General features: G+C 47.3%; 20 protein-coding genes. 9 read left to right on the forward strand and 11 right to left on the reverse strand.

Annotation, left to right across the window (positions count from 1 at the left end):
* The first annotated feature begins 5 nt into the window (after nt 1-5).
* The 3 genes from PAV_RS17745 to PAV_RS37325 are packed head-to-tail and all read left to right on the forward strand — an operon-like array spanning nt 6 to nt 1,270.
* Nucleotides 6-554: a CatB-related O-acetyltransferase gene (locus PAV_RS17745; protein ID WP_005548660.1), complete on the forward strand. Its 549-nt coding sequence runs from the start codon at nt 6-8 to the stop codon at nt 552-554.
* A gap of 18 nt (nt 555-572) precedes the next feature.
* Nucleotides 573-1,034 (forward strand): class I SAM-dependent methyltransferase, encoded by a 462-nt coding sequence (locus PAV_RS17750; protein ID WP_005548662.1) that lies wholly within the window; start codon nt 573-575, stop codon nt 1,032-1,034.
* Complete coding sequence (locus tag PAV_RS37325) at nt 1,022-1,270, forward strand: hypothetical protein (RefSeq protein ID WP_338010906.1); 249 nt, start codon at nt 1,022-1,024, stop codon at nt 1,268-1,270. Before PAV_RS17750 ends, PAV_RS37325 begins: the two co-directional genes overlap by 13 nt.
* 493 nt (nt 1,271-1,763) lie before the next feature.
* Here PAV_RS37325 and PAV_RS17755 read toward each other — a convergent pair whose 3' ends face one another.
* Nucleotides 1,764-2,156, reverse strand: a complete 393-nt coding sequence (locus tag PAV_RS17755; protein WP_005548666.1) for a class I SAM-dependent methyltransferase — start codon at nt 2,154-2,156, stop codon at nt 1,764-1,766.
* A gap of 173 nt (nt 2,157-2,329) precedes the next feature.
* On the opposite strand from PAV_RS17755, the gene PAV_RS17760 reads away from it, so the two are divergent.
* The 3 genes from PAV_RS17760 to PAV_RS17770 all read left to right on the forward strand — a co-directional run bounded on the left by PAV_RS17760 (nt 2,330) and on the right by PAV_RS17770 (nt 4,999).
* Complete coding sequence (locus PAV_RS17760; RefSeq protein WP_005548668.1) at nt 2,330-3,658, forward strand: hypothetical protein; 1,329 nt, start codon at nt 2,330-2,332, stop codon at nt 3,656-3,658.
* 13 nt (nt 3,659-3,671) lie between these two features.
* Nucleotides 3,672-4,172 (forward strand): hypothetical protein, encoded by a 501-nt coding sequence (locus PAV_RS17765; protein ID WP_005548670.1) that lies wholly within the window; start codon nt 3,672-3,674, stop codon nt 4,170-4,172.
* Between the two features lie 191 nt (nt 4,173-4,363).
* Nucleotides 4,364-4,999: a hypothetical protein gene (locus PAV_RS17770; RefSeq protein WP_005548672.1), complete on the forward strand. Its 636-nt coding sequence runs from the start codon at nt 4,364-4,366 to the stop codon at nt 4,997-4,999.
* 89 nt (nt 5,000-5,088) lie between these two features.
* Here PAV_RS17770 and PAV_RS17775 read toward each other — a convergent pair whose 3' ends face one another.
* The 3 genes from PAV_RS17775 to PAV_RS17785 are packed head-to-tail and all read right to left on the reverse strand — an operon-like array spanning nt 5,089 to nt 8,451.
* A complete protein-coding gene (locus tag PAV_RS17775; protein ID WP_005548674.1) occupies nt 5,089-5,547 on the reverse strand; it encodes a M67 family metallopeptidase in 459 nt (152 codons plus the stop codon).
* Nucleotides 5,519-7,120: a hypothetical protein gene (locus PAV_RS32480; RefSeq protein WP_005548675.1), complete on the reverse strand. Its 1,602-nt coding sequence runs from the start codon at nt 7,118-7,120 to the stop codon at nt 5,519-5,521. Before PAV_RS32480 ends, PAV_RS17775 begins: the two co-directional genes overlap by 29 nt.
* 35 nt (nt 7,121-7,155) lie before the next feature.
* On the reverse strand, nt 7,156-8,451 hold the full coding sequence (locus tag PAV_RS17785; RefSeq protein WP_005548676.1) for a hypothetical protein: 1,296 nt from the start codon (nt 8,449-8,451) through the stop codon (nt 7,156-7,158).
* A gap of 107 nt (nt 8,452-8,558) precedes the next feature.
* Between PAV_RS17785 and PAV_RS17790 the strand changes: the two genes are divergently transcribed.
* Both PAV_RS17790 and PAV_RS17795 read left to right on the forward strand, forming a co-directional pair.
* The gene (locus PAV_RS17790) at nt 8,559-9,221 is read left to right on the forward strand and encodes a BMQ_0737 family morphogenetic spore coat protein (protein WP_005548678.1); all 663 of its coding nucleotides are present in this window, start codon (nt 8,559-8,561) and stop codon (nt 9,219-9,221) included.
* A gap of 81 nt (nt 9,222-9,302) precedes the next feature.
* On the forward strand, nt 9,303-10,277 hold the full coding sequence (locus PAV_RS17795) for a CgeB family protein (protein ID WP_005548680.1): 975 nt from the start codon (nt 9,303-9,305) through the stop codon (nt 10,275-10,277).
* A 180-nt stretch (nt 10,278-10,457) separates the two neighbouring features.
* Here the strand turns inward: PAV_RS17795 and PAV_RS17800 are convergent, their stop codons facing one another.
* Nucleotides 10,458-10,805 carry a DUF1360 domain-containing protein gene (locus PAV_RS17800; protein WP_005548682.1) on the reverse strand — a complete coding sequence of 116 codons (348 nt, stop codon included), beginning with the start codon at nt 10,803-10,805 and terminating at the stop codon, nt 10,458-10,460.
* A gap of 155 nt (nt 10,806-10,960) precedes the next feature.
* Between PAV_RS17800 and ytxJ the strand changes: the two genes are divergently transcribed.
* Complete coding sequence (gene ytxJ, locus PAV_RS17805; RefSeq protein ID WP_005548683.1) at nt 10,961-11,335, forward strand: bacillithiol system redox-active protein YtxJ; 375 nt, start codon at nt 10,961-10,963, stop codon at nt 11,333-11,335.
* Nucleotides 11,336-11,438: 103 nt separating this feature from the next.
* Here ytxJ and selD read toward each other — a convergent pair whose 3' ends face one another.
* The 6 genes from selD to PAV_RS17835 all read right to left on the reverse strand — a co-directional run bounded on the left by selD (nt 11,439) and on the right by PAV_RS17835 (nt 20,004).
* Nucleotides 11,439-12,506, reverse strand: a complete 1,068-nt coding sequence (gene selD, locus PAV_RS17810) for a selenide, water dikinase SelD (RefSeq protein ID WP_005548684.1) — start codon at nt 12,504-12,506, stop codon at nt 11,439-11,441.
* Nucleotides 12,507-12,719: 213 nt separating this feature from the next.
* The gene (locus PAV_RS17815) at nt 12,720-14,270 is read right to left on the reverse strand and encodes a 2-isopropylmalate synthase (RefSeq protein ID WP_005548685.1); all 1,551 of its coding nucleotides are present in this window, start codon (nt 14,268-14,270) and stop codon (nt 12,720-12,722) included.
* Between the two features lie 139 nt (nt 14,271-14,409).
* Nucleotides 14,410-15,402: a ketol-acid reductoisomerase gene (gene ilvC / locus PAV_RS17820; protein WP_005548686.1), complete on the reverse strand. Its 993-nt coding sequence runs from the start codon at nt 15,400-15,402 to the stop codon at nt 14,410-14,412.
* A 184-nt stretch (nt 15,403-15,586) separates the two neighbouring features.
* Entirely contained in the window at nt 15,587-16,087 is a 501-nt protein-coding gene (gene ilvN, locus PAV_RS17825; protein WP_005548687.1) for an acetolactate synthase small subunit, read from the reverse strand.
* Nucleotides 16,084-17,829: a biosynthetic-type acetolactate synthase large subunit gene (gene ilvB, locus PAV_RS17830; RefSeq protein WP_005548688.1), complete on the reverse strand. Its 1,746-nt coding sequence runs from the start codon at nt 17,827-17,829 to the stop codon at nt 16,084-16,086. Before ilvB ends, ilvN begins: the two co-directional genes overlap by 4 nt.
* 678 nt (nt 17,830-18,507) lie before the next feature.
* Nucleotides 18,508-20,004 carry an ADP-ribosylglycohydrolase family protein gene (locus tag PAV_RS17835; protein ID WP_238555855.1) on the reverse strand — a complete coding sequence of 499 codons (1,497 nt, stop codon included), beginning with the start codon at nt 20,002-20,004 and terminating at the stop codon, nt 18,508-18,510.
* Between the last annotated feature and the right edge of the window lie 33 nt (nt 20,005-20,037).

Below are 20,037 nucleotides of genomic sequence, written 5' to 3' on the forward strand. Positions count from 1 at the left end.
ATCGAATGAGTATCTTCTTGAACCATAACCCAGCTTTTCAACAATACCAAATCGGTGATTGGACCTACGGTATTCCTCACATCTTTACATGGGGAGAGAAAGCTTCCTTGACGATCGGAAAGTTCTGTTCTTTAGCTTTAAATACGACAATAATGTTGGGCGGCGAACATAACGTGGACTGGGTTACCACTTACCCCTTCAACCCACTATTCCCTAGTGCAGCAGCTTTCCTAGGACATCCCAAAACAAAGGGAGATGTTACGATTGGCCACGATGTATGGATTGGCTTCGACTCGTTGATTCTTTCTGGAGTATCGATTGGCAACGGCGCAGTCATAGCAGCAAGGAGCATCGTTACTAAGGACATTCCTGCTTATGCGATTGCCGGCGGCAACCCAGCTCGTGTGATTCGTTATCGCTTCCCCCCTTCCATCATTGACGATTTGCAGCGTATCGCATGGTGGGATTGGCCACTGGAGAAAATCACAGCCGCATGGCCCCTCCTTCTCTCCAGTAGAATCGAAGAATTCATTCTCACGTACAAAACGTGGTGATCATGGGAGGCAACTGAAGTGATTTATTTCTGGAAACAGGTCGTTTATCCGATTCTTGAGCTGACAAGGCCGAAAGTGATCGTAGAAATAGGATGCGCGCAAGGATATAACACTGTTAATTTGCTTGAATATCTCAAGCCAGTGGAGAATGGTCAGTTAATAGCCATCGACCCGTATCCTCTGTTCGATATTGAGCGAATGAAGCACATGTATGCGCACAAGTTCCTTCTCGTTCAGGATTACAGCTTGAAGGTTCTGCCCCATATTCATACATGCGATGCTGCCTTTATAGATGGCGATCATAATTGGTATACCGTATACAATGAATTGAAGCAATTTGAGCGCATCAAGAAATTCCCGATAATATTCCTGCATGATCTGGAATGGCCCTACGGCAGACGGGATATGTATTATTTTCCAGAATCTATTCCGGAGGAATATCGCAAGCCTAGCGCAAAAAAGGGATTTTGCCGGGGATAAATGAACTCGTTGACAATGGACATAATTCATCTGTCCATAACGCTGCCTATGAAAATGGGGATCGCAATGGAGTGTTAACTGCGGTAGAGGACTTCATGAAGGAAACTAACATCCCGCTGCAGCTGCATCGAGTGCGCAGTCAGTTCGGGCTTGGCATCATCATGCCAGACTTTACGGAAACGCATCATTACTTCAATAGAGAGGTTCAAAGCATAATCGAAAGATCAGGTCTATAATCATACAATGATTATACCGCCGGCGTATGTATTTCTAGCCGCAGATTCGTTTTTACTATCTGCGGCTAGAATACGCGTTCGCTTGAGACAAGTATGGATGATTTTTATGCTCTCATGGCATCTGCCCATATCCATCGGCATAATTAAATAATGAATCTACACATCTTTGTCTCCACTTTTTTTCGAATATTTATTATTTTGTTCCAAAAGCGTAAACGGGTTATGGCCGATTTGGCCTAGCCGGTGTATACTGACACATTGCTTCGTGATCTCGATCTCTCGATCGGATTCAGTACGAGTATATCGATACTAAATAATGGAGCCTCGGCCCCGCATCTCCTTTTTCAAACATTTGCAGCCCCTAGCATCTACAACCCCGAATTAGTCAAAACGGCTTGAATATGCGCATCGATCGATTCATGCTTCGGTGTAATAATGCCCAGACCACTATTCGACAAGGCCTGATGAAAGCTTACATGCCAAGGGGTTTGTTTCAAGAAATCCTCAACAGCAGTGAGCACGCCGTTGCGTTCTCCGCCTTTCGCGCTTGCTGCTGAGCCATTAATTCCACTAGCTTCAGCTCATGATACACGGTATACCAATTGTGATCCCCGTCAATCAGGATACAATCATATTGATTCAGGTTCGGAAGAACCTCTAAGCTATAATCTACCAGCATATGAAATTCCTTGTGAAAGTGCCTTTTATACTCCAGAATATCAAATCTCGGGGCGGGATCGATAACAAATAACTCACCGTTCACCGCACGACAATATTGCAGTAAATTGCTTGTATTCAACCCATGCTCCGCACCAATCTCTACAATTCGTTTTACGCCAAATGATTGCAATAGTGGCAATATGATTCTTTCCCAAAATGCAAGCACCTTGCTCACCTCCGTATATCACTATATGCACAAAAACATATTTGGTATAAACACTATGCCCGTTTCTCGAAAAACGGGGACTTGCTTATAATAGCGTGAAATTCATCCTAGTTTAGGAGGCAGTTGAATACACTGATACCAGAAGCTCGCGTATAACAAGGGGGTGCCATTCGATGATGAGAACGCTGTTGTCTACCCGATATCATTTCTCTTCATTGCGAAGCACTGACCACGGATTGCTTTTCGACCCGCTGGATCATTGCCTGCTCGAAAGACCTAAGCCTATTACATTCCACGATGCGGCCGGTGTATACGGAGTATGCCTGGATAATGCACACTATGTCCACATCATTTACGTAAATATCCACCATCAGCTCATCCACATTGCAATCGAGCCCTGTACCTTGCAAGCGCACAAACGCGAGTTATCCGGCATCTTCCAGCATGTGCGCCATATTCAATTGACGAGCTGCTGCAACCAGCTCCATGCCTTCCTTCAATATCATTCGAGGGTGGAGCATGTATCGTTGTCAGGCATCCATTGGTCATCTCCATCCGTAGTGCATCATGGAGAAGAGATTCTTTCTCTACGTCTGCTCTCCATGCAAGAGCACGTCTGGATATGCCTTGCCTTGATTGCGTCTGCTGCTTCACCACAGCAGCAAGTCAGGCTCCTCATACAATCGTTCCATCCTGCGTCCTGCAAATGGAGCTCGGTTGCTGCATTGCCTGATATACAACTTGAATCGGCAGCAGATCTATTGACGTTTGAGCTATCCCCCATTCAAGAACGGGTCAGTGTCTTCCTATTCAAACAAACGGGCAATAAGCTCTATTTCACCGCCTATGACTGGAACAAGCAGAAGAAATGGTCCAAGACCGCTCAAAACCATACGCTCATCCCTCCCATCCATGCAGAGCATGTCGTGTCTGTATACGATCAGGGGAAATTTTGCCTAAGCTGGGTTACAGAAGAACTGCTGTTCCGCATTCACTACCATATTGATCAAGAAACATGGAGCGATTTATATACATCGCCTATCCAACGTCCAAGAGTATGTACATGTATCAGTGATATGCAATCAAGCTCCACGATTCCGCAGAAATGGATTGCAACTGACAATGAAGATGAACTTGTTGGACTCAATGGTATGGAAGCAGCACATATCGAAGGCTACCGAGCCACGCGCAACTTGACACATAGCATGGATGCGGCCAAGTCTGTCATCGATTCGCTTGCACAAATGAAGGAACGCAGCATAAAAATGAAGCTTGAACTTGTCCGGATGAAGCAAATCCAACAGTCTCGGCAAGTCAAGGCACAACAGTTGGGAGAACGAATTGCAGTCCTACAAGAGGAAGTTCACATACGCAAAGCACTATACGATCTTAGAAGCAACGAAAATATATTAATGAAGAAAGAAGCTGTACCTCGCGTTCAAAGCAATATGAAGGAACGATTATCTCAAATTATATTAAAAATATCTAAACATCCACGTTGAGAGGAGCTTGTATATGACGAATCATGCAACAACTTCGATTGATGTCATCCTGCAAACTGCTGCAGATGTCGATCTTGAAATGCAGCGTCTCTATTTGATCGCCCATATCCGATTTCGTAATACCTCGTCCGCACCAGTACAGCTTTCACATATTTTGCTCAAGCTATCCCCGAGTGCATTCGTCGACGTCAGCGGCAAAGTGGTAGCGCCACAATTTGCCCAGGTGTATGGCCTTCATAAGAGTCGGAAAGGGAAGCAGCAAACCGGCTGGCGATTCGATCGCGAGGATTGGTTTTCCTACGGTCGTAGAAGCGGGGAATACCAAATTGAATCTATGGAGCCTCTCCTCCTTCAACCAAGTGTCTGGAACGATTTAAGAGACGTCCACATTGCATGCGATATAGATCGCCTCGTAGAACCGCTGCAAGTACATGCATTTGTCATTGCGGGCGATCAGCGATTTCCCGCAGAAAATCCGACCAGCATTAGTTTCCGATCCGCAACCATGGAATAAAGCAATAGCTCAAGAAAATCGAGACAGAAGCCATTCTCATCTCCGACATAGATACAAAGGTTCGAAGAAGTTTGTACGAATGAATCTAGTAATTCATCCAATCTTACAGCAATCCCCTTTCATACATTAACAGTGTAGAAAGAATTCTAGCGGATTCTTTCGCTCATATGATGAAGGGGAGGTTTACGAATATGGTTCTTATTCCCATTCAACGGATCGTAAGCAGCACAGCTAACGTAGTTACTGCTGCTAATAGTGCAACTGCAGCGACTTTAGCATTGGCAGGTGCAGCGCCAAACGTTGTAAACGTAGGGAACGCACCGCGCATTTGGCCTCAGATCGCAAAATTCGACAATGATAACGGGCCTTTTGCAGCAGTTCCGAATCCGCAATTCATCTGGTCACAACCTACATTCATCCCAGGTGAAACGCACGGTTTTGCTACTGTTTCTGTACCAATTCCGCTTACTATTGGAATTACAGCTGACTTTGTCATTGCGATGGCTGTATTTGCCGACAACGCCGTGGTTGCAACGATTCAAGCTTTCAGCCCATTCCAGATTAGCTTGTTCCCAGTTCCTGGACTGAATGTACCATTGATTGGAGGCTCCTTGGATCCAACTACTGGTTTAACTACAGATGTTGCGAATCCTTACAACTGGCAAAATGTGCGCTTCTATACGATTCCAGCATCGCTTGGATTAATCACACTTGCACTTAGCGTACAGTTTGTATTCCAATTCCAAGTGACAAACTACTTCACAACTGGCGCTGTCAACACAGCTGGATTGTCCTTTATTGCCGACATTTACCAATCCATTCTCTAACGTCCATTCTTAAACTCGTAGTAAAGGAAATGTCAGCAAGTCGCAGAAAGAATAGTTAATAGAAAACGTGAAGAAGCATGATGCTCTTTTCAGTGTGCATCATGCTTCATTCCTTGTTCCGATACGATCTGAATCGGCTCCGGCTGCGCTGTATTTCCTTCAATTCGGTAGCTTCGAACACGAGGGCGAAGCCGCGACAAGGAGACAATGATATAGGAACATGGATATGCGGCATGCTCAATATCGTAAGCCGACGGATATGGAATCGAGGCGGGATGGGAATGGAATACGGCAAGCAATTGCTCACCAGCTCTCTCCATTTGCTTTAGTGCACTATCCAACTGCTCCATATCCATGGTAAATGATACTGGGCTCTGGTCGATGTTCACGATAGGCCAGCAGCGCTTGGCGAGTCCGTCATTCCCTGACAGCAGCCCGCATGCTTCCAGCGGCTTCTCCTGCAGGCAATGCCACACCATATCACGATACGTGCAATCGGTCATCCGCAGAGCCGCAATATTACGATTGATCGGAAGGCGATTGTTCACGCTTTACTCGCTCCCTTTGCATGGTCAGCAAGTCTGGCTGCTTTGCCTTGCGGGGTTGGCTCGTCAACGATTTTTGGTTCATATAGCTTAATAACGAGGCATATTCTCCAACACCTTTGTTGCTTGCATCTCCGTTACGCTTGACGGTGTTCGCATGAAGCCATGTAAACGTCGAAAAATTCGGGGTTTGCCGCTTGTTTTCCTCATGCTGCTGAGCATGCTCATCGTTATCTGAAAGATCTGTTGCTTCATTCTGCAGAGCATTGTGCGCTTGCTTTGAATTAAGATGATTGGACATTTCGTCAGCCTCCTGTTCCCCTTCCAGCTGGCTATCTGCTGACGCTGCCATTGCTGCCCTATTATCTTCACGTTCATCATCCAGTTGTTTGTGAATTGCAATATCCGAAGTGAGAGAGTTCTTCTTATCTTCCGTATACTTCTCAACCTTCTCAACTTCCACATGCTTTCCTGCTTGCTCATAGTCCTTATTCCCTGCAAGCTCATTTTCCGTCATGCTATGATGGACAGGGCGATCTTCAGTGTAGCTTTCGTCTGCAACAATTTCTGCCATGCCATCTATTTCTGCAGCATTAAACTGCCATTCGTTATCCGTATGTTCCCACTCTTCCTCCTGTTCTGGCTCGATAACTGTTTCCACCTCTTCTGTGGCTTCAACGCATTGCTCATCATAACGCGAAGTATATAGCTCTTCTTCTTGAGCAAACTTCTCCTCAAGAACGATCCTTCCCGGCTTCTCAACTTGTTCATGCGAATACGCAATAGCTTCCGTCTGAGGTGAAGGCTGAACTTGTGCTTCTTGAGTATGTTCCACTTGCAACGAGACTATGTCTTCCTGATGCGGTTCTGCAATACCCGCTGGTTGTTCTGTCATCGCACTCTTCACTTCGAATCCATCTCTCTTCTCCATCGCTCGAAGCTTCTCAATGACATCAAGAATAGGCAGATACGAGAAGAAAGAGGCGGCGGCACGCATAATTCCATTCGCCAATTGCATCAACTGTTCGGTAGACAACCGCAAAAATTCGCCATACGTTAAAGCAACAGTGATCCATGACTGTCCTGCCAATGACAATTGATAGTTCGAGCGATCCTTCCAATTCAAGCTTGCGCCGCGGATTGGCAGCTCACTGTACTTCAACAGGTTCATGATCAGCAGTTGGGACAACTGCTTGCTCTGCTTTCGATGATGGAAAAAGTAATGCACGCTTACTTCCATGGCATCATCCTGAACAGCAGATATCCATATGCCTTGCCGCTGATTGTTGGATTCATTCAACATCTGCTTACGCGTGTCCTCTGAATCCACAATCGTGACTCTTAATCCAGCCTGGGACAGCGTAGACTGAATAGGATACCACAACCGATCCACAATTTCGGCCATCTTGCTTTCCAGTACAATTCGACATCCTTGAAGCGGGTTCATAATATCGAGTATGCCGCGTTCTTTATCCAGATGAAACGTAAATGAGTGCTTGCCCAGCAGCTGATATACGTCGATCAATCTCGTCTCAGCAATCGTACATAACGGTTTGCCGTTCAACTGAATTTGCATTCGATGCCCCTCCCTCCCGTACGCATTCACTATCGTTATTGTATGAGGCGAATACCGAATGGTTCCATATTGCCATCACCCGCATGCAATTGCTCCATCAGGCGTAGCTCCTCCCGCTCCATTTCTTCGATATGTTCTTCCACACGCTGAAGTGCATACTCTTCCTGCGTCTTGCGTTCATCAAGCATCATTAGCTCCCCTTGCCATGCTGCAATGGTTGCCGAAGCATAGTGTTGCCATAAACTTAGCTGCAACTGTGCATACTGCAGAAGCATATCATCCTGCACAGGGGGATGCATGCTAGACATAGTGAGGTAAGGATGCAGCAAATCCATCAGTTCTATCGGACGAAAGTGGGGATACCCCCACCCAATAAGTTGTGCCGGAACGATGCCGTGTGCAATTATACGTATCCCGTGTATAATGCGCAGCTTCGATTCACGTGTAAAAGGAATATCCATAAAGGAGCCCCAATCCTGACCTCCATTACTTGAATACGTGCAGGATATCCTCGATGAGCCAGTAACCGCAAGGAGCATACCATTGCTCCCTGTCATCATGAGATGCGGGATGATTGACTGCTTATCAAAATATACCTTCAATGGAAGACCGGAGTGCGCAGCATTCCTTCCTCGAGCAAAAAACAACTTGGTTGTCGCCCCATTACAGACGATCCAGGCGAGACAAGGTTCTTCTTCCCCTGCAGCCGACACCGTGATTTTCCAGCTCTGCTCTGTTTGTGTAGAAGTAAAGACAGGAACCCACTTTGGTTCCTCTGCTTCTATATCCAGCTCAAGCAGCAAGAGCTCCTGCTTATTCGTGTCCGCATGTCGAATCAGGAGCAATCCATATAGCACCCCTGATTCACTTATATCCCAGCTTGCTTGTTCAATATGTACGTTTGCCCCATAATCTTCGTGAACATAGAAAAATTCCCGCTCTTCCCACCTCCCCTGTTCATATCGCCGAAGAACATAAGTCAACTTCTCATTCCGTATCATGGTATAGCTCAAAAATAAGGTTCTCCCCAAACCAAAAAGATAGGGGTGATTCGAGCTGGGATGCCCGCTAACGCGCAGCTCCTGCTTCTCTTCAATCGGCGAATTTATGCTGCACCTCGCATAATAAATCCCCGCTTCAGAAGCCATTAACATATGTAAATAGCCGTGAAACAGAATAGCGCTAAACTGCTTCACGGAACTGCTGAACCCCCATAGATGCTGCTTTGCCCGCTCTCCTTCACGATACAAGGAATGTCGCAGCGACCCATCAGATTGAAGTTCAATCCAATGTACACCTGCAGAGGAATATAAGAAGACTTCTTGCCTCACAGCGATCCCCTCCAAATAATTTTGTGGGGGTGTCACCTTTTCTACAAAGCCCCCATAGACTGTATTGAATTTGAATTCAGATTCTATAAAGGAGGCAGGAAACATTCATGGAGAGCAAGTTAGTTCAAGGGCAAACAACGCCCCCCGAATATTTGCCACTACCCTCTTTGGAATGTATAGAGGTTCCTAAAGTATTCGATTGGGTGTTGTTAACGACGCAAATTGTTGATGAAGCATGCATTGATCCAGCTTTGTGCTTGCCATTGCCGGCTACATTCAGCGTTCAAGCAACGGTACTGTCAGTAAGCTGCGGAGAAAAAGTCGGTTCTATTAGAGAAAATGTTGTGGTAACTGTTGGTGGCACACCAGTTACCCTGCAACGAGTTGTCATTAAGAAAACAGGAACGCTTGAAATCACGATCATTGATACTACTGTCGTTCCTAACGTAGTACATTGCACATTTACGAAAACCTTTGTCCGCTTCGAGAAAGTTCTGTTGTGCGCGCCTCCGGGAACTACTATCAATTGCGAGATCGTTCCGAACACAACAACGATTGAAGTTCTTGATGTTGTTGACAACTCTTGTGTCAATGTGGACATCGTGATTTGCCAAAGCATTCAGGTAACAGCGCCTGTCAAGTTAGTTGTTGAAGCTGAGCTGTGCCAACCGCGGGCAGTGATTCCAGTCCCTGAAAATGTTTGTGTTGTCACATTCCCACAACAATGCCCTACTATTTTCCCTGGTGCGCCTTATCCGTTCCCATCATAATCAAAATGCTGATCGGCTTGGGGTGGTGGCTAAAACCATCCCTTTTTTATTCTTTCGACAGCAGGAACGAGGAGGGGCTAAATGCGGCTATACTATATCGCTTCCGGTTATCGGAGGCCAATTGATATCCTCGATAATGCGCTTATGAAGGCTCTGTATGGTCAGAGTCATGAGAGTAAAATATTTCTGTTAAATCGCGCACCTCTTCAGCAGCTTCTTCCCGATATTCGCGAATTCAAGCCTGAGTTCGTCTTGACTCTATGCGGTCCGCGCTCTTTTTTGCCTGTGGATCTTGTGCGCAGCATTCGGAGAATGGGCAGTCCGATTGGCGTATGGTTCGTTGATGATCCCTATGCTATCGACAATGCACTGCAGGTAGCTGCCGAGTATGATATCATTTTCACCATTGATTCTGGCTGTGTTCCATACTATGAGCGTCATGGCTGCAAGCGAGTGCACCACTTGCCGCTCGGAACAGACACGGACATTTTCCGTCCTTTCACGTCTCATCCTTCCTATGAAAGCGACGTTTGCTTTATTGGAACGGGATACGACAACAGGTTGCGAATGATGCAGCAAATGATGAAAGAGCTTGATCCTACCTTGCGCGTGAAGCTTGTCGGCCATTTCTGGGACACGGTAAATTGGTCAGGCGGATGTGTTCCCCATCTTCGCACGAAGTGGGTCAACTTCTCAGAAACGCCCCGTTATTACAACGGCGCGAAGCTGGTGCTGAATATTCATCGCAGCGAAGATGATACGCTAATTGATAAAAATAAGACAGGTGCGCCAGGCCACACGATTAACAATCGCACATTCGATATTGCTGCATGCCAAAGTTTGCAGCTGATTGATTATCGTCCTGATCTTCACTTGTTCTATGAACCGGGTAAGGAGTTGATATGCTTCGAATCGCCGAAGGAATGTGCCGAACTTATTCATAAGTACATTTATGAGGAAGCCGAACGCAATTCTATTGCCTCGAAGGGATATGAACGAACCCGGGCAGAGCATACGTTTGCGAAGCGGCTGAAGCAATTGCTAGCTTGGGTATGAAGTGTGAATGTGGACGACGATAGTTTGCATTCATTTCTTTTGGGATGCGAGTAAGTTTCCTATCAGCTTTGCTATATCTTATGATGCAGGTGCCAAAATCTTGAGAGACAATTGCCTCATGGAAGAAGAAATGTGCAGTAAGCCCGTTGATAGACACCTATAGTAGGCATGCAGCCAAGCTTATCCTTTGACAAATGACTCCACAATCCCCGCTGCACCAGCAATCGCAAGTAGAAGAATGACGGGAAAAGCATAGGTTGGTATAAGGAGATAACAGACCGTGACAAGGGCCGCCGACCATACCCCTGTGCACCAATAACAGGTAAGGAGCTTGCGCATAAATGCATGGAAACGGCCGCCTTTTTCATCAATTACGGCGAATATAGCTCCATTTTCATCCGTGTGAAACCGCTCCTCTACAAATGGCTTACGAATAAATGAGGTTATTTCATCAAACACGATAAGTCTGGTTAGGCGATAGCTCGCCAAGATAAGCAATATAAAAGATAACCATGTGATGTCCTGCATATGGAGTCCTCCTTAACCGCTCGTATTGCTCTTCGATCAGTTTCATTGTATGGACTTCTTGAGTCGGATAGAACCGTTCCCTATCACTGCCTTGGACATTACATAGTGCTGCCCATCCATTGCAGCGGGAACAAGAAGGAGGTAGATTCAGATTCATGCATGCACTTCCCATTATCGCTACCGAGGAGCAGCTCATTCATACGATTCAGCAGTCAGATGAACGACCATTGTGGTTATTTAAGTACAGTTCGAACTGCGGCTCAAGCAGAATCGCCCATATCGCTCTGAATCAATTTTTGACCAAATATCCACACTTATCTTCTCGATTCTCCTTTGCTGTCGTTCGTGTCTTAGAAGAAAAGGCGTTATCGGAGAAAGTCACAAAAATTCTTGAGATTCCCCATAAATCCCCACAGATACTGCTCGTCCACAAACAAAAGGTTGTATGGAATTCATCTCATCAGCAGATTAACTCCTTACAGTTGTCACAGCTTGCACAGCATTTTTTGCAGCAGCATCCTACTATTTAACCCCTGGGTGCTGGCTGATTTCGATATGGAGGATCAACCTAAAAACCGTCAGGAAGGAGGAATGCTATCCCCTCTTCCTGACGGTTTTTATCTGCCTCTGCAATTAGCCGACAAAGCTGCCCTCTACATGAATGTGTCCAGGATGATCGGCCACTACTTCACCAATGCACACCGCTTCAACGCCTCGCGCCCGCATGTCGCGAATCATGGCTTCCGTATCCGCAGCCGCAACGGATAAGAGAAGTCCGCCCGATGTTACGGCATCACACAGCATCCACTGTGCAATCTCGTCCAATCGTTCATCGAACTCAACTTTATCTTTCACATGGTTGTAATTATTTTTCGTCCCGCCCGGTACAGCTCCGCTTTCTGCCAATTCCCGTACACGAGGCAAGAACGGCACTTGCTCCGCATAAATGACAAGACCTGCTTCGCTGCCAGATGCCATTTCTGTACTATGACCAAGCAGACCAAACCCTGTCACATCTGTACAAGCATGAACATCATATCCAGCCATGACTTCAGCAGCCGTTTTGTTCAGTGTCGCCATGGTACGAGTAACAAGCTCAACCTCTTCTGGCTGCAACAGCTCGCGCTTTAAAGATGTCGTCATAATTCCGACGCCTATCGGCTTTGTGAGCACCAGCTTATCCCCTGGCTTGGCACCCGCATTCGTCAGTACCTTCTCTGGATGAATAATACCAGTTACCGCCATGCCAAACTTCGGTTCCGCATCATCAATGGAGTGGCCGCCAACGAGCGTCGCTCCTGCTTCCTTCACTTTATCGCCAGCTCCGCGCAAGATGTCCGCCAAAATGGACTTGTCCAGCTTCGATATCGGGAAAGCCACGATATTAAGTGCCGTTAGCGGCTTGCCGCCCATTGCGTATATGTCACTAAGAGCATTCGCAGCAGCGACCTGACCGAACGAATACGCGTCGTCAACAATTGGTGTAAAGAAATCAACAGTTTGAACCAATGCCATCTCGTCATTTAAGCGATATACACCTGCATCATCGCTTGTATCTAGGCCAACAATTAAATCCGGATGCTTTTCTGCCTGCGGAAGCATGCGCAATACCTGCGACAGATCGGCCGGGCCTATTTTACAGCCGCATCCTCCTTTGCTTGACAAGGTAGTCAATCGCACCTTTGATTGTTGTTCGTCCATCCCTGTATCCTCCCATCGCATTCAGCGAATTTCTTCCATTCGTGCGTGTTCATATATCCTCTACTATTGTAACATATCCGCACAATGCGATCGTTCATATAGGCATACAAGCTGGTTTCACAAACTTGACCATTCGCCAGTAAAGCAAAAGCTGCCCCTATGGCCAATTAATAGCCATCTGGGCAGCTTCTATAATTACTGATTGTTAATCACTTATACAAGGCCGATTTTATCTCGACGGCTGGCTGCACCTTGCTTGCGCTTCTCGATCAGTCGGTTGAGCGCATCTACGTAAGCGCGGGCGCTTGCTTCCAAAATGTCAGTGCTTACACCACGACCGAGGGCTGAGATATCATTCTGTGCCAGCACAACATGAACTTCACCAAGCGCATCCTTACCATGCGTTACGGATTTAATGGAATAGTCAACGAGTTCCACATTCTCCTGCGTTGCCTTGTCAATCGCTTTGTAAATTCCATCAACAGAACCATTGCCCTCCGATTCTTCCTCAAGCACATTCCCTTCCCATGTAACGATGCGCACTTTCGCAGCCGGAATCGCTTGGTTCCCGTATGCGACATATATCGTTTCGAGCGAATACACTTCTGGCGTGTCGATAAGCTTCTCTTCGATCATCGCACGAATGTCCTCATCAGATACTTCCTTCTTCTTATCAGCCAGATCCTTGAATTGGGCAAACGCCTTGTTCAGATGCTCTTCATCCAAATCATATCCAAGATCAATCAGCTTCTCGCGGAAGGCATGACGGCCAGAATGCTTTCCAAGCACGAGCTTGCTTTCCTTGAGACCAATTGTTTCTGGCGTAATAATTTCATACGTTGAACGTTCCTTCAGCATGCCATCCTGATGAATGCCGGATTCATGCGCGAAAGCATTAGCGCCTACAATTGCTTTATTGCCTGGTATCGGCATGCCCGTCAGCTTGCTGACAAGGCGGCTCGTACGCGCAATTTCGGACAACACGAGCGAAGTTTTCGCCTGATAGAAGCTTGATCTCGTATCAAGCGCCAATGCAACTTCCTCAAGCGCGGTATTGCCTGCACGCTCTCCGATGCCATTGATCGTGCCTTCAATCTGATCTGCACCATTCAATATCGCAGCAAGCGCATTCGCCGTCGCCATTCCCAAATCATCATGACAATGAGCACTTAGCTGAATCGTCTCAATTCCCGATACATTCTCCTTCAGCGTCTTGAAAATATTGCCATACTCGTACGGCGTCAAATATCCAACCGTATCCGGTATATTCACAACGGTAGCCCCAGCTTTAATCGCCATCTCTGTAACTTGACACAAGAAATCGAGCTCCGTACGGCCCGCATCCTCTGGAGAGAATTCAATTTTGCTAAAGTACTTCTTGGCATAACGAATCGCCGCTTCAGCCGTCTCCAGCACCTGCTCCTTCTCCATACGCAGCTTATGCTTGCGGTGAATAGGCGAGGAAGCGAGGAAGAGATGCAAGCAAGCATCCTCTGCACCCTTCAGCGCCTCATACGCAGCATCAATATCCGGAATACGCGATCGGGACAGACCGACAATCGTCGATTGCTTCACCGCTTTTGCCACTGCATTCACAGCTGCCAAGTCACCAGGAGATGCCGCAGGGAATCCCGCTTCGATACGGTCGATTCCTAAGCGCTCTAATTGAAGCGCGATTTCGAGCTTCTCCTTCGTATTTAGGTTCACGCCAGGGGACTGCTCTCCATCCCGAAGCGTCGTGTCAAAAATATAAATTTTGCGCATCGTCTGCACCTCCTTCTTTCGTCTTTAGGGCTTTATATTTATCAGTCTATGTTCAAAAAGTCCATTGATAGCACCGAAAAGGCTGCCGAACGGACTTTTTGAACATCATGTTGTGTAATTGCTTTTCAATTGTTATTCTTTATTTCTTGATCCAGTGCATCAATTCACGCAATTGACCGCCAACCACTTCGATCGGATGATTTGCTTCGTTGCGGCGAGTTGCTGTCAGGAACGCACGGTTCGCTTGGTTTTCCAAGATAAAGTCGCGAGCAAACTTGCCTTGTTGGATGTCGGACAATACTTCCTTCATTGCTTTCTTCGTCTCTTCTGTTACAATGCGAGGGCCTGTTACATAGTCTCCATATTCAGCCGTGTTACTGATAGAGTCACGCATTGTAGCCAGACCTCCCTCATAAATGAGGTCAACGATCAGCTTTAGCTCGTGCAAGCACTCAAAGTATGCCATTTCAGGAGCGTAGCCTGCTTCTACCAACGTTTCGAAGCCTGCTTTGATCAGCGCGCTTACACCGCCGCACAATACAGCTTGCTCACCGAACAAGTCAGTTTCAGTTTCTTCCTTGAAGGAAGTTTCAATAACACCTGCACGCGTGCAGCCAATGCCCTTCGCATACGCAAGGCCAATTGCCTTCGCATTGCCAGTCGCATCTTGCTCAATTGCGATAAGCCCTGGTACGCCGAAGCCTTCTACATATGTGCGACGCACGAGATGTCCAGGAGATTTAGGAGCAACGAGCAATACATCGTTGTCTTTCGGTGCTACGATTTGGCCAAAGTGAACGTTGAAGCCGTGAGAGAACATCAGAGCTGCGCCCTTTTTCAGGTTCGGCTCGATTTCATTCTTATACACAGCTGCTTGTGTTTCGTCTGGCATCAGGATTTGAACGACATCTGCACGGGATGTAGCATCTGCAACCGACAATACTTCGAAGCCGTCTTGGCGCGCTTTGTCCGCAGATTTACCTTCGCGAAGGCCGATTACGACTTGAAGACCGCTGTCACGCAGGTTTTGCGCTTGCGCATGTCCTTGGCTTCCATAACCGATTACGGCGATTGTCTTCCCTTGCAATACGTTGAATTCCGCGTCATTTTCATAGTACATAGTAACTGGCATAAGTATGAGTCCTCCTCTTTCTTCCTATATAAATGGTTTGTGTAGTAATTCCCCCGAATGAGGCGGGTATTTCAAGAGACAATCCCTTGTTCTACCGGCATCTTCTTACTTGTCCCCTGAGAGACCCCCTCATTCGGAGTTTTATTCTATGGCATACAATTATGAAATAAGTCCAACTTGCTGCTTACTTATCTGTCACTTGTCCGCGAATCAAGGCCGTAACGCCCGTACGGTTAATCTCACGAATTCCGTATGGCTCCAGCAATTGAATCATTGCCTCGATCTTCTGCGATTCTCCTACAACCTGCACCATCAGCGTACTTGGACCAATGTCGACGATAGATGCTCGGAACGTTTCTACGACGCCAAGAATCTCTGGACGCACATGCGGTTCAGCCTTCACCTTAATGAGTGCAAGCTCACGAGCAACCATCGGCTGAGAGCTCAAGTTAATTACCTTGATCACGTCAACAATCTTATACAGTTGCTTCTCAATCTGCTCCAGCATCTGATCATCTCCTGTGGTCACAATGACCATGCGGGAGAGACCTTGCTCCTCAGAAGCACCTACGGTAATGCTTTCAATGTTGAATCCTCTGCGACCAAATAGACCGGAAACACGCTGCAGAACACCTGGCTGATCGTTCACGATGACGGCTATAGTATGTTTGGTTATGTTCATCATTCACAATCCCCCATTATCATTTGGTCAATCGTGCAGCCCTGCGTAACCATCGGGTACACATTCTCATACTTGCGAACAACGAATTCAACAACTGCTGGCCCCGGCGTATTCAACGCCTCCTGCCATGCCCGTTCTGCTTCCTCCTTATTCGTCGCACGGAAGCCTCTTACTCCATAAGCCTCCGCAAGCTTCACGAAGTCAGGGCTTCCAGCCAAGTCTATATGGCTGTATCGATTGTCATAGATAATTTCCTGCCACTGGCGAACCATGCCAAGTACGCGATTATTAATAATGGCTACCTTAACCGGAATATTGTTAATCGCACAGATCGCAAGTTCCTGCGCACACATTTGCATGCCGCCATCGCCATTGATGGAAACCACCGTCCGATCCGGGAAGGCCATCTGAGCGCCAATCGCGGAAGGGAAGCCGAAGCCCATTGTTCCAAGTCCGCCGGATGTAATCCAGGAGCGCGGATGATTGAAGCGGTAATATTGCGCTGACCACATTTGATGCTGACCGACATCCGTCGTGACAATGGCCTCCCCTTTGGTCGTATCATTAATCAATTGGATAACCCATTGCGGCTTCAGTTCTTCATCAGAATCAATAAAGCGCAGCGGCATATCCGCCTTCATCTGCATAATGCGGGCACGCCACTCATCCGCTTGGTCTGCACGTGATGCTGTCTTGTTCGCTAACTCCAGCGTCGTACGGATGTCGCCTACAATCGGAATGTCAGTCGGGACATTTTTGCCGATCTCTGCCGGGTCAATATCGATATGGACAATTTTCGCATGGGGCGCGAAACCTTCGAGTTTCATGGTAACTCGGTCATCGAAGCGAGCACCTATATTGATTAGCAAATCCGCCTGCTGAATGGCATTGTTCGCGGTGTAAGTGCCGTGCATCCCCGGCATGCCCATCCACAGATCATGGCCGCTTGGGAAGCCGCCTAGTCCGAGCAGCGTCGTCGTAACTGGAATTTGCGTTTTGCTTACGAATTCATACAGTTCTTCATGCGCACCAGAATGAATGACTCCAGCCCCTGCGAGAATAACCGGAGACTTCGACTCTCCAATCGCTTTCAGCATCTTCTCAACTTGATATTTATTCGGCATAACGTTAGGGTTATAGCCGCGAATATTTACGTCCGATACCGGTTCGAACAGCGTCTTCGCCGCCGATACATCCTTCGGAATATCGATGAGAACCGGACCCTTGCGTCCTGTGTTCGCAATGTGGAACGCTTCGTGTATAACACGCGACAAATCCTTCACATCGCGTACCAGATAGCTATGTTTTGTAATCGGCATTGTGATGCCTGTAATATCTGCTTCCTGGAAGGCATCTGTACCAATCAAGCTCGTCGCTACGTTGCCTGTAATGACAACGAGCGGGACAGAATCCATATAGGCGGTCGCAATTCCCGTGACCAGGTTCGTTGCTCCTGGACCCGATGTCGCGATACATACGCCTACCTTGCCGCTCGCACGAGCGTAACCGTCCGCAGCATGAATGGCTCCTTGCTCGTGCCGGGTCAGAACGTGGTGGAAATCCTCACAGCCGTGCATAGCATCATAAATATAGAGCACCGCGCCGCCTGGATATCCGAACACACACTCCACACCTTCCAACAACAAGCTGCGAAGCAAAATATCCGAGCCTGTAATGACTTCAGGCTGCATCCATTTCTGTCTTAAATCTTCTTTAGACCTCATTGTCGTACGATGTGAGCTCATTCGACATCCTCCTTACGCATATTTACTCATTTCCACACTCGGGCTCTAGGTTACATTTGTGAAGATATGTTTCGCCTGGCCAGGCACATATACAGCTAACTCTTTGCATGAATCATCAAGAAATAAAAGAGCCAGCAAATGCAAAAAAACCTTCCATCCCCACGCAGCAAGCTGCTGCATTAGGGACGAAAGGTTGTGCTTCCGTGGTACCACCCGCATTCATCTCATATCTCGCGATATGAAATCTCAGCAAGTATTCGTATGCTCATAGGCAATAGCAAATACTCATAGCGTCTAACGCGCGCCTTACGATTCTCCCTACTCGCATGATAGAACGATAATTCTAGCGTCCAATCATCTGTTCAGGAGAACAGCTCCGAGGTGAGCTCGCATATAAGGGGTTAAGGCATCGGTTTCAGCAGAACCTCCGACTGCTCTCTGTTCATAAGAGCCCTTACTACTTCGTCCTCTTCATTGCCGTTGGTATTATGTGACATGTTTCAAATGTTTAGAAACATTATATGCCTCCACCTACCAGGAGTCAATAGGGCATTCTTTATTTTTTGTTTTGTGAATCATTATGGATTACTGCAGATTTTTGCATGATTGTTCCTGTTTCCGCTCAGTGGACAGTTTATATCCGAACTTTTTGTTTTACAGATAAATAATATACGTTTTTCATTTTTCTAGTAAAGCGGTTTCAATCCCTCTGAACAATGCAACCGAACGATGCGCCAACGCAGTAAAATCAATAGGATGGAACCCTTCAACATCTGCAAATAATGTATCATGCAGCGGCTGAACAAAATGTGCGGGAAGTCGTCGATGGCCCATCGAAGCTCCTAAAATAGAGCCGACTGTCGCTCCATTGCAATCCGTATCGAATCCACCCAGCACGGACGTTGTTACACCACGCACAAAATCTCCCTTGGAAAAAATCAGCGAAGCTGCAACGAGCGCGGCATTATTATTGGTGTGTACCCATGAGTAATGACTGAACGCATTCCAAATCCGCTCTGCCACCTCTTCTTCGCTCTTCGCTGTTCGACCAATCTCTATCGCTTGAGTGATATCAGAGGCAAGGCGTGATGTAGCTGGAATCTGCGCAAGCCCCGCCCGAACGATGCGTTCAGGATCCGGTTCATAGAAGGCCACAGCAATCATCGCTGCAACGAACATCGCCCCATAAATTCCATTCTTCACATGTGATAACGAGGCGTCCCGCCATGCGAGCTCTGCTGCTAATTCTGGTCTTCCAGGAGCAGAGTAGCCGTATGCATCTGCACGAATTTGAGCGCCTATCCATTCACGGTATGGATTCAGGTGCATCCGTACTCGTTCCCAGTCAACTTCCCGTTTATCCCCGGAAGCTGACTTGTTGCAATCCCGCACGGCAGCCAGCTCCTGCTCCAAATTCACATAGGCCATGCATTCGGCAGTAAATACTTGCTTTAGGCTCAGGCGCTCAAGCCAAATCGTTCCAACATGTTCCGTCTTCAGCTCCAACCCATGCCGCTCCATCAATAGCAGTCCAAGAACGGCATACCGCATATCATCATCCGTTTCCATGAAGCGAATCTGCTCGAGCTGGCTGTCTGGAAAAAAGATTCTCAGCTTCTCATTTGGACGAAACTCGAATGATGCCGCGCGCGACTTTCCCGGCACATAACTCCGAAATGGCCAAGCTTCGGCTTCTTGAAGCCAAGTTCGAACCCACTGCCAGCCCGGAACACCACCCGCTCCGTCGATAAATGGAGGCACTTCAAACGGTTTGCCAAGCGCACAGCCAATTGCACGTCCCACCCATGCGCCGTGAAAACGATCATGCCAGAAGGCATCATCTCGCAACGCAGATTCACGCATGAGCAGGAGCTCCTCTTTCGATAGGAAGGAAGCTTCAGCAGGTCTCCGCTGCCGAATGCCTTCTAAATCTGAGGGCTCTGTAAAAGGAAAGTCACTGCGAAAACCCCGATTGCACATTTCCAAATATAACCGTGCTGCAGCTTCCTCATTATCCGAATGATGGCGCAGCCAATCGTCCAAGGCCTCAGCAATTCCTTCTGCATCCTTCCCTTCCTCGATCATTTGCTTCCATTCCGCCTGCAAAAGTTCACTCCAGCCGCCGTGTGCCCATTCCCGCTTGATTGCATCAAGATCCATAATTCCGTTTCTCATTATAACGCCCCATTTCCATATCTCGGAATGATA

This window comes from Paenibacillus alvei DSM 29 (genome assembly GCF_000293805.1).
Classification (GTDB): Bacteria; Bacillota; Bacilli; order Paenibacillales; family Paenibacillaceae; genus Paenibacillus_B; species Paenibacillus_B alvei.

What these genes read in the sequence shown, in the direction of transcription:
- PAV_RS17815 (WP_005548685.1), bottom strand. Translation starts at nt 14,270, where the DNA reads ATGCGCAAAATTTATATTTTTGACACGACGCTTCGGGATGGAGAGCAG.
- ytxJ (WP_005548683.1), top strand. Translation starts at nt 10,961, where the DNA reads ATGCATGCACTTCCCATTATCGCTACCGAGGAGCAGCTCATTCATACG.
- PAV_RS17770 (WP_005548672.1), top strand. Translation starts at nt 4,364, where the DNA reads ATGGTTCTTATTCCCATTCAACGGATCGTAAGCAGCACAGCTAACGTA.
- PAV_RS17745 (WP_005548660.1), top strand. Translation starts at nt 6, where the DNA reads ATGAGTATCTTCTTGAACCATAACCCAGCTTTTCAACAATACCAAATC.
- PAV_RS17800 (WP_005548682.1), bottom strand. Translation starts at nt 10,805, where the DNA reads ATGCAGGACATCACATGGTTATCTTTTATATTGCTTATCTTGGCGAGC.
- PAV_RS17790 (WP_005548678.1), top strand. Translation starts at nt 8,559, where the DNA reads ATGGAGAGCAAGTTAGTTCAAGGGCAAACAACGCCCCCCGAATATTTG.
- PAV_RS17835 (WP_238555855.1), bottom strand. Translation starts at nt 20,004, where the DNA reads ATGAGAAACGGAATTATGGATCTTGATGCAATCAAGCGGGAATGGGCA.
- PAV_RS17765 (WP_005548670.1), top strand. Translation starts at nt 3,672, where the DNA reads ATGACGAATCATGCAACAACTTCGATTGATGTCATCCTGCAAACTGCT.
- PAV_RS17760 (WP_005548668.1), top strand. Translation starts at nt 2,330, where the DNA reads ATGATGAGAACGCTGTTGTCTACCCGATATCATTTCTCTTCATTGCGA.
- selD (WP_005548684.1), bottom strand. Translation starts at nt 12,506, where the DNA reads ATGGACGAACAACAATCAAAGGTGCGATTGACTACCTTGTCAAGCAAA.
- ilvC (WP_005548686.1), bottom strand. Translation starts at nt 15,402, where the DNA reads ATGCCAGTTACTATGTACTATGAAAATGACGCGGAATTCAACGTATTG.
- ilvN (WP_005548687.1), bottom strand. Translation starts at nt 16,087, where the DNA reads ATGATGAACATAACCAAACATACTATAGCCGTCATCGTGAACGATCAG.
- ilvB (WP_005548688.1), bottom strand. Translation starts at nt 17,829, where the DNA reads ATGAGCTCACATCGTACGACAATGAGGTCTAAAGAAGATTTAAGACAG.
- PAV_RS17795 (WP_005548680.1), top strand. Translation starts at nt 9,303, where the DNA reads ATGCGGCTATACTATATCGCTTCCGGTTATCGGAGGCCAATTGATATC.
- PAV_RS32480 (WP_005548675.1), bottom strand. Translation starts at nt 7,120, where the DNA reads ATGCAAATTCAGTTGAACGGCAAACCGTTATGTACGATTGCTGAGACG.